This is a genomic window from Streptomyces spongiae (assembly GCF_009377185.1).
GTDB classification, from domain to species: domain Bacteria; phylum Actinomycetota; class Actinomycetes; order Streptomycetales; family Streptomycetaceae; genus Streptomyces; species Streptomyces spongiae.
On the sequence record NZ_VJZC01000068.1, the window covers coordinates 18,700 to 29,902 of the forward strand.

Genomic DNA, 11,203 nt, shown 5'->3' on the forward strand with positions numbered 1-11,203 from the left:
GACGGCCGGAACCCGGTCTTCTGACCACAGGTGGGACCACCGGCGCACGGCCCTGGGCATCTCGCGACAATTCCCTCCCCACACCCGCTGGGGGAGGGGAAACGGATCCATGTCGCGAGGTGTCCGGGGGCCTACCGCCCCGATGCCCCGAGCCCCTGCGACACCGCCCGCAGGTGAGCAGGGCGTCCGATCGGGTTCGTACGGGCCTCAACCGAGGTCTCGTGCGGGCCCGACCGTGTTCCGTAGGACGAGTGAGGTGCCGAGTACCTGATGCTGTTCGGCCGGCGGGAACCTGTCGTCGCGCAGGCAGAGCGCGGTGGAGAGTGCCAACCGCCCCAGTTCCTCGTAGGGAACGCGGACGGAGGTCAGCTTGGGGCGGACGTCGCCGGCCAGCTCGCTGTCGTCGTAACCCACGATCGAGACGTCCCCGGGCACGTCCAGACCGCTGTCCAGCAGGGCGTTGAGCGCGGCCGCCGCGATGAGGTCCGTCTCGGCGAAGACAGCGGTGAACTCCGGGCCGTCGGCGACGAGCCGGCGCATCCTCTCGTAGACCGTCACGCGGTTGAAGGTGACCCGCTCGACGATCTCCTTCACCCGGCCTCCGCCGAGCGTCGCCAGGGCACGCCGGTAGCCCGCCAGCCGGCCGGCCGTGGTCGTGTGGGCGGGGTCGCCGCCGAGGTACAGGATGCGCCGGTGGCCCTGCGACAGCAGATGCCCCGTGGCCGCGTACGCGCCGCCCTCGTTGTCGTACTCGACGACCGTGGCCGGCACGTTGGGGGCCAGCGGCGGCCTGCCGCACAGGACCAGGCGTGAACCGGCCTGGTCGAGGCCATGGGCGATCTCCACCATGCGTGAGCGGTACGCCTCGTCGTCCACGACACCGCCGATGAGGATGACCGCCCTGGCGGAGCGCTCTCGCATCGACTGGACCACGGTGAGTTCGCGCTGCGGGTTGTGGTCGCTGAATCCGACCATGCAGACATAGCCGTGCCGCGCGGCCTCGCGCTCCGCGCCGATCACGGCGTGGGCGAAGGGCTGTCCCAGGACATTCGCCAGCACGAAGCCGACCTGGGGGGTCTCCACGCCGCGCAGCGCCCTGGCATGGGAGTTGGCGACGTAGTTCAGCTCCTGGACCGCGCTCATCACTCGCTGGCGGGTCCCGCGGGCCACGGGATAGTTGCCCGACAGGACGCGCGAGACCGTGGTCGCCGAGACCCCCGCCCGGGACGCGACCTCCTTGAGCGTCGCACGGGATGCCTGCGGATCAGCGCCGCGAGGGCCCGTGCTGTCGGACTCGTCGACTGGCAATCTCGGCCCCTTTGGTGATCGTTCACTACAGGTTTTCTGAGTCTATACGCGTTGAACCGGCGGTGCAGGCCCTCAGCCTCCTCTCCCGCTGTCAGCCAACGTTTTCTGTTGGATGAGGCGAGGCGCGCTCGTGCATCGGATAGCCAACGATTTCTTCCAGGTGCCCGAAGCGTAGGCGAGGCGCAAGTCCTGGGCAAGAAGAGAGGGGTAAGCCAGATATAAGGCCAGCTCAGAGGCCCTATGCAAGGCTCCTTTGAGTCCCTCGGCGACCAGTCGCCAACGTAAAGAGTGAGTAAAATATATCGTCTTGGTATTAGTGCGATGTGTCATGAGGGTTAACGCTTTCTGTCGCACCGGACAGACGCAGTCCCCGCTGACCGGCCGCCGAAGCCTGCCCGCCCCCCGGGGGCGCTCGCCCCTTCCCGGTTTCCAACGACGTCTTCGCCCCGTTACCCGTGCCACCCCGCCCGTGGTGCCGACCATCCGGCGACCACCCATCGCCACCAGATGCCATCCGTCCGGAAGACGAGCAGTCACAGCGTCCCTCGCTCGGGTGGACGCCGACCGCTCATCCGGTACGGGCGTCCGGCGGGCCACGCCCCTTCGGCTTCGTCAGCCGGCCGCCTTCCGGCGTCCGGGCTTGAAAAGGAGAGCACATGTCGCACCATCCACCCTCCCGCTTCGGGAGAGCGGTGGGCGCCCTGGCGGCAGCCCTGGCTGTCGCGTTGGGCGTCCTCACCGCGGCCCCGCCCGCCCTGGCGGACGAGGAGCCGGCGAACCCCACGGTCACGATCACCCAGACGACGAGTCCGGCCGGTTTCGCCCATCCTGGAATCGGGGTGAGCGTCACGGACCTGAAGCGGGCACGCAGTCAGGTCCTCGCCGGCACAGAGCCCTGGGCGTCGTACTACGCGGCGATGCTCCAGACACGCTGGGCGAGCAAGACGGTCAAGCCCGCGATCCAGGGATCCACGCCCGGTGTCCCGAGCACGACCGCCTTCAACTCGCAGGCCGTCCAGTCCAAGTTCATCGAGGACGCCTTCTCCGCGTACACGCAGTCGGTCGAGTACTTCATCACGGGCGACCCGGTGTACCGCGAGAACGGAATGCGCATCCTGCGTCTCTGGTCGCAGATGGACCCGGACAAGTACGCCGTCTACCCGGACGCGCGCATCCACAGCCCGATCCCGCTGATGCGCATGGTCGCCGCCGCCGAACTTCTCCGCTACTCCTCGGTGAACCCGACGGACGACGGCTACGACTCCGCCTGGCAGACCTCCGACACGGAGAAACTGTCCAAGAACCTCGTGGTGCCGCTCACGGAGAAGTTCCTCCACAGCAACGACTACTACCTGAGCCAGCAGGCGTACGCGAACATCGGTGCCATCGCCGGCTACATCTTCACGGACAACCGGTCGCGCTATGACGAGGCCGTCGAGTGGTTCTCGGTCAACTCCTCGACCACGGACCCGCAGTCGAGCGGCTCACTGGTCTCGATGGTCCGCCGGATCTCCAAGGACGACCCGCTCAACACCTACAAGAAGTCCTTCGTCCAGGTGCAGGAGATGGGACGGGACCAGGCGCACGCCTGGGACGGCCTGAACGCCCTCGCGACCACGGCCCGGATGCTCACCGTCCAGGACACCAAGCTGGACCCGGTCACCGGGAAGGTCTCCACCCAGCGCAAGGCGGTCTCGCCCTACGCGTTCGGCGGCAACCGGCTCCTCGACGGCTTCGAGGCGTTCACGGGCTTCATGATGGGCAAGAAGGAAACCCCCTGGATCGACACCACCGGCGGTCCCGGAAGGCTCTCCGAGGCCTATCGCGGGCGCATGTTCGAGTCGCTGAACGAGATCTACGACATCTACTCCGAGCTGGGCGTCAACGTGCGCAAGAAGGCACCCAGCGTGGCCCATCTGTTCGACCAGACCGAGGGCTCGACCTACTTCTGGGGGACCCAGCCGCGCAACTTCTGGGACAGCAACCCCGACTACTCGCCCGAGTACTGGCTCGCCCTTCCGGCTTCCCGGGCCGGACAGACCCTTCCGGTCCAGAAGGACCCGCTGGTGCAGGTCGCGCACCGCAGCCTGCTCCTCGACCGCCGTTCGACGGTGAAGTCCTCCGACGACGGCGACTTCGTGAGGATGTCCCCGTCCCGTAAGCACAGCACCACGATCGGCGTCAGAACCCTGGTGTACGACGACCGGAACAGCTCCAGCCCGGTCGGAGTGCTGATCAGGACGAACGGCCCGGCGAAGCTGGAACTGCGCAAGAATCCCGCCCTCGACCCGTACCACACCCTGTCGCTGCCCGACACGCACGGCAAGTGGCGCTACTTCGTCTACGACATGGGCTACCCGACCCTGCCGGGCAGCCTGGGCGGAGAGAACCTCGCCTACTTCACGGTGACCGGGCGGAAGGTCGACGTCGACGTCAGCACGGTGAACCTGCAGGCCGCAGCCCAGCTGAAGCCGGCCCCCTTCAAGACCGGCACCTCGGCCACGGTCATCGCGGTCGCCGGCAAGCCGGTCACCCGCACCCTCAGCGCCACCCCCGCCGACGGCCAGAAAATCACCTACGAGGCACAGGGCCTGCCCTCCGGCGCGACCCTGGACTCCGACAGCGGGAAGCTGACCTGGACGCCCTCCGGGACGGCCAACCCGGCGCCGGCCCTCGTCGTGGCCTCCGACGGCACGACCGACACCGTCCTCAACGTCTCCTTCGTCGTGGCCGCCGACCGGGCCAAGGCCATCGAGGCCGCGGTCAAGGGCTACGACCCGGACACCGACTACGTCAGCAGCACCCGCGAGGCGCTGCTGAAGACGGTGGCCGGCGTACGGGACTCGATGGACTCGGCGGACGACGCCACGTTCCTCGACGGACTGGTGAGCATCCAGGACGCCGTCAAGAAGCTCCAGCTGCTCAACCCCCGTCTCACCGACGACACGCTGGACTACCCGGGGCTGGTCACCTCACCCACGCTGACCACGACCGCGATCGCCAACATGACCGACGGGGACGTCACCACGAAGGTCGGTGACCTGTTGGCCCCGTTCGTCATGGACTTCGGTGCCGGGTTCCGGGTCAAGGCGAGCGCCTTCGGCCTGCGGGCTCCCTACGGGTTCGCCAACCGGTCCCAGGGCGCCAACGTCTACGGTTCCAACGACGGGACGAACTGGACCCTGCTGACGTCCCGGGAGACCACCAACACCACGGACCAGGGCTACGAGATGGAGACCATCCCGGTCCGGGCCGAGGTGGCCGACAAGTCCTACCGGTTCGTCAAGGTCCAGGTGGACGACCCCGGTGTGGCGACCGACCCGTTCTACCCCGGGATCTCGTCCTTCAGCGAGATGCGCATCACCGGGCAGCGGATCGAGACCGCGCAGGCGCTGACCGGTATCTCCATCTCCTCGAACAACCAGACGGCCGGCCAGGCACAGAACGGAGACGAAGTCACCCTGGCCATCGACGCCTCCGAGGCGATCGAGACACCTGACGTCCGCATCGAGGGCCGGTCCGCGACGGTCACCAGCACGGGCGACAAGCGCTGGACGGCGAAGGCGACCCTGCCCGCGAACGTCGACTACGGGCGCGCGGCGAGGTTCTCCGTCGACTACACGACGAAGGACGGCCGACTCGGAGCCACCGGGTACGCCACGACGGACGGCTCGTCCCTGCAACTGTGGAACGACCACGTCGTCGTCGCGACCGTCGACAAGTCCTGGGTCGACTCCAGCACCCCGCAGTGGCCGGGAACCGGGACCACCGCCGCCAACGGCTACCGGATGTTCGACGGTGACACCGACACCGCCACCGACACGCTGGACGCCAACGGGTGGGTGACGGTCAAGCCCGGCGACGGTGCCTCCCTGACCTTCGACGCGGTGCGGGTCCGGCCCCGCGCCAAATTCGTCGGACGGGGCAACGGAACGGTTCTCCAGTCCTCCAAGGACAACGGCAAGACCTGGACCACGTTCCTGAAGATCGGCGGAATGACGGACGACTCGCAGTGGTACCTGTTCCCCCTCAAGGACCACACGTCCATCCCCATGCTGCGTGTGCTCGACGACCATGGAGGCAACGCCAACCTCGCCGAGGTACAGCTTCTCCAGTTCGTCGACCAGACCGTCGTCAAGCGGCCCTGGGTGGACGCCTCGACGCCGGCGTGGCCCGGCACCGGCAGCACGGCGGACAACGGCTGGCGGATGTTCGACGGCGACCTGTCCACCGCACCGGACACCACGACCCCCGGTGGCTGGGCGACGGTGACCCCGACGGACGGGTCCAAGCTCGACTTCGACCTGGTCTCGATCCGTCCGCGCGTCGGTAACCCGGCGCGGGCGAACGGCACGGTCGTCCAGGGCTCCGACGACGGCGGAGCCACCTGGACCACCCTCACCACGTTCAGCGGAGTGACCTCCGCGTCGCAGTGGTACACCTTCGCGCTGCCCTCGACGGCCTCGGTCAAGGCACTTCGCGTCCTCGACGAGCACGAAGGCCGCCTCAACGTCGCCGAGGTCCGGCTCCTGAAGTTCCATCCCTTCCCCGAGTAACCCTTCGATCAGGCGCGGCCGGGCACTTGTGGCCCTCGTGCCCGGCCGCGCCTCCCCACACGGGCCGTCGACACCGACTGGACGATCGGTGTCGACGGCTCCGGCGGCGACAGCGGCGTCGAACCGTGCCTGCGAGCCGGCGCCCCGCTGCCCCGCCTGTTCCGCCCAACTCCGGAACACCCTCTCCATGATGAGAAAGGGGCATGCAATGACGCATCCGCCCACGGAGCCGCGACCCCGCGACTCCGTCTCACACTCCTCGCCGGGACGCGGACCGAGCCGACGTGGTCTGCTGGCCGGGACGGCGCTCGTCGCCGCCGGCCTGATGACCAGAGCATGGCCGGCGGCCGCCGTGACCCAGCACCCGAGCGCCCTGCACACCGCGAGCGACTTCAGCCGGATGACCTCGGTCGTCAACGCCGGACTACAGCCCTGGCAGGACGGCTGGGCGAAGCTGCTCGCCAACTCCCACGCCCAGTCCGGCTGGACCCCGAACCCGCAGGCGACCGTGTACCGCGGCAGCGACTCGTCGGACAACTACGGAACGCTGTACAACGACATCGCCGCGGCCTACCAGAACGGCCTGCGCTGGAAGATCTCGCAGAACGCCGCCTGTGGTCAGACCGCGGCGAACATCCTCAACGCCTGGGCCAACACACTGACCAAGATCGACGGGAACGCCGACCGGTTCCTGGCCGCCGGGATATACGGCTACCAGTTCGCCAACGCCGGCGAACTGATGCGCGGCCACTCCGCGTTCGACGTCACCGCGTTCAAGAACATGATGCGCAACGTGTTCTACCCCCTGAACGACTCCTTCCTGGATAACCACAACGGCGCGTACATCACCAACTACTGGGCCAGCTGGGACCTGTGCAACATGGCCTCCGTCCTCGCCATCGGCATCCTGTGCGACGACGACACCCTGGTCGGACAGGCCGTCGACTACTTCAACAACGGTGCCGGCAACGGCTCGCTGGAGAACGCCATTCCGTACGTCTACGCCTCCGAGGGCCTGGCCCAGTGGCAGGAGAGCGGTCGCGACCAGGGGCACACCACACTCGGTATCGGCCTCATGGGCATCGTCTGCGAGATGGCCTGGAACCAGGGCTACGACCTCTACGGCGCCGACAGCAACCGCTTCCTGAAGGCCTGCGAGTACGTCGCCAAGTACAACCTCGGCTACGACGTGCCGTTCACTCCGTACACCGTCCACGTCGGAGCGCCCGGCGTCTGGGAAGGGTGGAACGAGTACGACACCGTCGGCGCTGACGGCCGGGGGTCCATCCGCCCGGTCTGGGAGCTGATCTACAGCCACTACGTGGGCCGCAAAGGGCTCTCGGCGCCGTACACCGCGCGTTACGCCTCCCAGGGCCGGGCCGAGGGAGGCGGAGGCGACTACGGCCCCAACAGCGGCGGTTACGACCAACTCGGCTTCGGTACGCTCACCGCCCTCCGGGACAAGGGCTCGGTCACGGCAGGCGTCTACACCTTCACCAACGAGTACAGCGGCAAGAACCTCGACAACGGCAGCACCTCGACCGAGGGAGCCCAGGTCATGCAGTGGACCCCGAACAGCGGCGCCAACTCCCAGCGCTGGCGTCTCACCGACGCGGGCAACGGCTACTGGACCCTCACCAGCGTGTACAGCGGCAAGAACCTCGACAACGGCAACACCACCACCGAGGGTGCCAACGCCATCCAGTGGACCGCGAACGGGGGCAACGCCCAGCAGTGGAAGGTCACCGACGCGGGCAACGGCTGCTACCTCCTGGTCAACCGGATGAGCGGCAAGGACCTGGACAACGGCAGCGGCACGGCTGACGGCGCCAAGTGCGTCCAGTGGACGGCGAACCACGGCACCCCGCAGCGCTGGCGCGCGGTGAAGGTGGCATAGCCCGGCCACGACCGCCCGCCCACGCCGGGCAGGGAGCCTCGGTGGTCGCGGCTCCCTGCTTCGGTGTTCGGTTGTGAGTGTCAGAGGCGTCTTGAAGCGCAGCACCAGGCCGCTGGGGATCTCGGCTTGCGCCGGCGATGCGGTGGTCATGGCGCTCGCGGCCAGGGCGACGCTGAGCACGGCCACGACACCGGCGGATGTCCGTCGGGCCGGCGAGCGGTGGCGGGGGCCGACCTCGTCCCCGTCCGCCGGGCCGCGCCGTGTGGGGATCCTGGCCGACACGGCGGCGACGTTGGCACCGCCCGAGTTCTTTCTTCGCATAGCACGATGGGGGGCAGCTGCTGCTGCCCCCCTGGTCGGTGGACGCTACGAGAGGGCAGGGGCCGAGACACTCACCCGCACGTCGCAGGGCAGCGTCACGTTCTTCCGCAGGCCCGACGCGCGGTGGGCCAGGGTGACCGTCTGCTCGGTCCGCGACCGGAGGCTCACGGTGAGGCTTCCGGGCTCCCAGCGCAGTTCGTCGATGACGATCCCGCCGTGGCAGCGCACGCCGCGCACCGCGCCCCGGGTGAACATGTCGGGCAGGGCGGGCAGCAGTTCGACGATGCCCGGCCGGGTGTACACCAGCATTTCGAGGAGCAGTCCGGGCAGCGCGTGGGCCGCGTCCGCGTTGTAGATGTCCAGGTCAGGGTTGTGCGAGGTCATCAGGGAGCGGAAGACCATGTCGTTGTCGAGGATCTTGCGGAGGCCGGCCTCGGTGAGCGCGGCGTCCTTCAGCCGGGCCGCGGCGAAGGCGCGGTGCAGGCTGCCGTGCGCCGAGAGGTTCTCGTCGCCGCGCAGTTCCAGGGCCCGGTGCGCCGCCGCCGCCAGTTCGGGGGTGTCGTCCGGCGTGATCTCGTGCAGCGGCCAGACCGGGTACAGGTGACTGACGTGCCGGTGCTCCTCACTGGGTTCCGCCCCGGGCCAGGCCCACTCGGCGAGCGCGCCCCGCTCGTCGACGAGGTAGGGCGGGAGCCGGTCCAGGAGCGAGGCGAAACGGGGGTCCCCGCTCACGGTCAGGGCGTGCCGGGCGGCGGCGATGTCCATCGTGGCGTTGACGGCGGCGAAGGGATCGAACGCCGAGTGGGGCGCGTTCTCCGGCGAGAACGACGGGACGAACACCACATGCCCGTCGGCGTCGGTCCGGGTCAGGAAGTCCTCGAAGAACACGGCCGCCTCGCCCAGCCAGCCGGCCAGTTCCGCCGAGTGCTCACCGGACACCGACTCGTGCTCGTGCAGCGGGTACAGGAGCCAGTCGGCGCCCGCCACCCACATCATCAGCGGCCAGTCGTCATTGAAGTGGAAGAGGTGGCCGCTCTCCCCGTCCGTCCGGCTCGGCGCCAGGAGGCCGCGCGCCCCGTAGATCTCACGGGCGTTGTCCCGCCAGTGGTCGATCTGGCCGCGGATGAGGGACCGGTACGCCTCGGTGACCTCCGGCAGCGCACCCAGGTTGGCGCCCGCCATCTGGAGGTTGATGTTCGCGTCCGTGGTGAAGTCGCCCGACCAGGCCGCGCCCCAGGCGCCGAGCCACAGCCCGGTCAGCCGCGGGGGCAGCACTCCGCTGGAGCTGAGGAGGAGGTAGCGGCCGGAGTGGAACATGCGCTCCAGCAGGGCAGCCCGGTAGCCCTTGGCGATCAGTGCCCGCACCGGAAGCCCGCGTTGGGAGGGGCTGACACCGAGGTCGAGCTCGACCCGGTGGTAGGCGGGGGTGTGCAGGGCCGTGTGCCGGGCCAGCAGTTCCGCGTAGTCGGGCACGAGGGCGGTGAGTGCCTCGGACAGGGCGGCCGTGTTTCCCTGCTCCGTCTCGTGCCGGTCCAGCTTGGACAGCAGCAGCACCTCGTCGGCGTCCCGCACACGCACGGTGTCGCCCACGATGTCCACTGTGCCGCCGGGCGCGTGGAGCAGGACGAGCCCCTCGAACCCGTATGCCCCGAGCCCCTCTGGGTAGCGGCCCTTGATGTGCAGGAAGACTCGGCCGTCCTCCTGGTACGCCCTCTGGTGGTAGCCGACGTCCTCCGGGCGGCCCGGCAGGTCGCCGGTGAGGGACACCACGAGGTCACGGTCCGCCGTCGAGAACGACTGGACGACGACCGCGTCGGCGCGTGACACGAAGCTGCGCCGGGTGTGTTCACCTGTCTCGTCTGTCCATCGCACGGTGATCTCGCCGGTGGAGAAGTCGGTCACCCGCCGGTAGCCCCGGACGGGACCACGCTCCCGGGAGTCCACCAGCATCGCGTAACCGGGGTGGAACGGTTGTGTCCACAGGATCGGGCAGCCGCCTGCCGCGAGCTTCTGTGCCTCGTAGGGGCGGCCGTCGAGGATCAGGTCGCGGATTTCCTCCATCCGTCCGGCGAGTGCGGGGGGAGGGAGGTCGCGGGTGCCGTTGGGCAGCACGTATCGGTGGTGGTTGAAGACGATGCGTTCGGTGTGCGGATCGCCGTGGACCATGATCCCGTACTCGCCGTTGCCGGAGAGGAAGGCGTCCTCCCATCGGGCTGCGGGACGGTCGTCGTGGATGTGATGAACGGTCATGGGAACTTCCGGTCCGGTGCGTCAGGAGGTCAGCGGGGAGAAGACGAAGGATGTTTCCATGGGTACCGCCGTGAGGGCGTACGCCGGCAGTACCCCCGGTCCGCAGGACGCCGACCCGAGGCCGTGCTGGGCCAGATCGAGGGTGAGGTGGATGTTCTCGCCGGGCACGAGGTCCGGCAGATGCCGTGCCGCGTCCAGGTCCTCGTTCGTCCAGCGACGCACGGTCAGCCCGAACAGCTCCTGTCCGCGCACGCGCAGCCCGGATCCGTCGGGGCCGGTCAGCTCCGCCCACCGCACATCGGCCCGATGGCCGTTCTCCTGGGGGAGGACATACGGTGTCTGCATCTCGCTCACCGTCCTGGTGAACCGGCCCACCCGGCCGGCCCGACGGCTGTCCGGATACGCCTCACCGGGCCCGAGCCCGTACCAGCGGACGGTGTCGAGGTGCTGAGGCAGTTCCATGCGCAGGCCGAGGCGGGGCAGGGGATGGGGCCAGTCCCCGTGCGGGGTCACCCCGAAGGTGAGTCGTACGGAGTCACCCTCGGCCCTCCAGTGATGGTCGGCGAACAGGGCGCGGTCGTGTCCGGCGACGCCGACCCGGGTCCGGACCAGCAGGCTCTCGCTGTCGTGGGACACCTCGACCAGGCGGTGCCGCGTCCGGTGCAGGCCCATGGACCGCCAGGCACGCTCGACCGGTTCCTCGCCCCCGCGGTCGTTGTCGGTCGGCGCACGCCAGACGTCCGGGCGGAGCCCGTCGATGTCCAGGTCACCGAGTCGCACGAGCCGTCCCGCGCTGTCGAACCGCGCGGCTCCGAGGGAGAAGCCGACGTCCGTTCGGAGCAGCGGACCCGCTCCCGTCACGGCGGGGGAC

At 69.1% G+C, this 11,203-nt stretch carries 5 protein-coding genes; 2 read left to right on the forward strand and 3 right to left on the reverse strand.

Annotation, left to right across the window (positions count from 1 at the left end):
• Positions 1-207 precede the first annotated feature (207 nt).
• Positions 208-1,308: a LacI family DNA-binding transcriptional regulator gene (locus FNH08_RS12980; protein ID WP_152771629.1), complete on the reverse strand. Its 1,101-nt coding sequence runs from the start codon at positions 1,306-1,308 to the stop codon at positions 208-210.
• 656 nt (positions 1,309-1,964) lie between these two features.
• Here FNH08_RS12980 and FNH08_RS12985 point away from each other — a divergent pair.
• Positions 1,965-5,864 carry a putative Ig domain-containing protein gene (locus tag FNH08_RS12985; RefSeq protein WP_152771630.1) on the forward strand — a complete coding sequence of 1,300 codons (3,900 nt, stop codon included), beginning with the start codon at positions 1,965-1,967 and terminating at the stop codon, positions 5,862-5,864.
• Positions 5,865-6,072: 208 nt separating this feature from the next.
• Complete coding sequence (locus FNH08_RS12990) at positions 6,073-7,761, forward strand: RICIN domain-containing protein (RefSeq protein WP_152771631.1); 1,689 nt, start codon at positions 6,073-6,075, stop codon at positions 7,759-7,761.
• Between the two features lie 366 nt (positions 7,762-8,127).
• Here the strand turns inward: FNH08_RS12990 and FNH08_RS12995 are convergent, their stop codons facing one another.
• Both FNH08_RS12995 and FNH08_RS13000 read right to left on the reverse strand, forming a co-directional pair.
• On the reverse strand, positions 8,128-10,332 hold the full coding sequence (locus FNH08_RS12995) for a glycoside hydrolase family 95 protein (protein WP_152771632.1): 2,205 nt from the start codon (positions 10,330-10,332) through the stop codon (positions 8,128-8,130).
• Positions 10,333-10,353: 21 nt separating this feature from the next.
• The coding region (locus FNH08_RS13000; protein WP_228034085.1) for a beta-galactosidase small subunit at positions 10,354-11,203 on the reverse strand (850 nt) is incomplete at its 5' end.

Bases quoted from the DNA above. Each gene is read 5' to 3' on its own strand.
- FNH08_RS12985 (WP_152771630.1), top strand. From the start codon at position 1,965: ATGTCGCACCATCCACCCTCCCGCTTCGGGAGAGCGGTGGGCGCCCTG.
- FNH08_RS12990 (WP_152771631.1), top strand. From the start codon at position 6,073: ATGACGCATCCGCCCACGGAGCCGCGACCCCGCGACTCCGTCTCACAC.
- FNH08_RS12995 (WP_152771632.1), bottom strand. From the start codon at position 10,332: ATGACCGTTCATCACATCCACGACGACCGTCCCGCAGCCCGATGGGAG.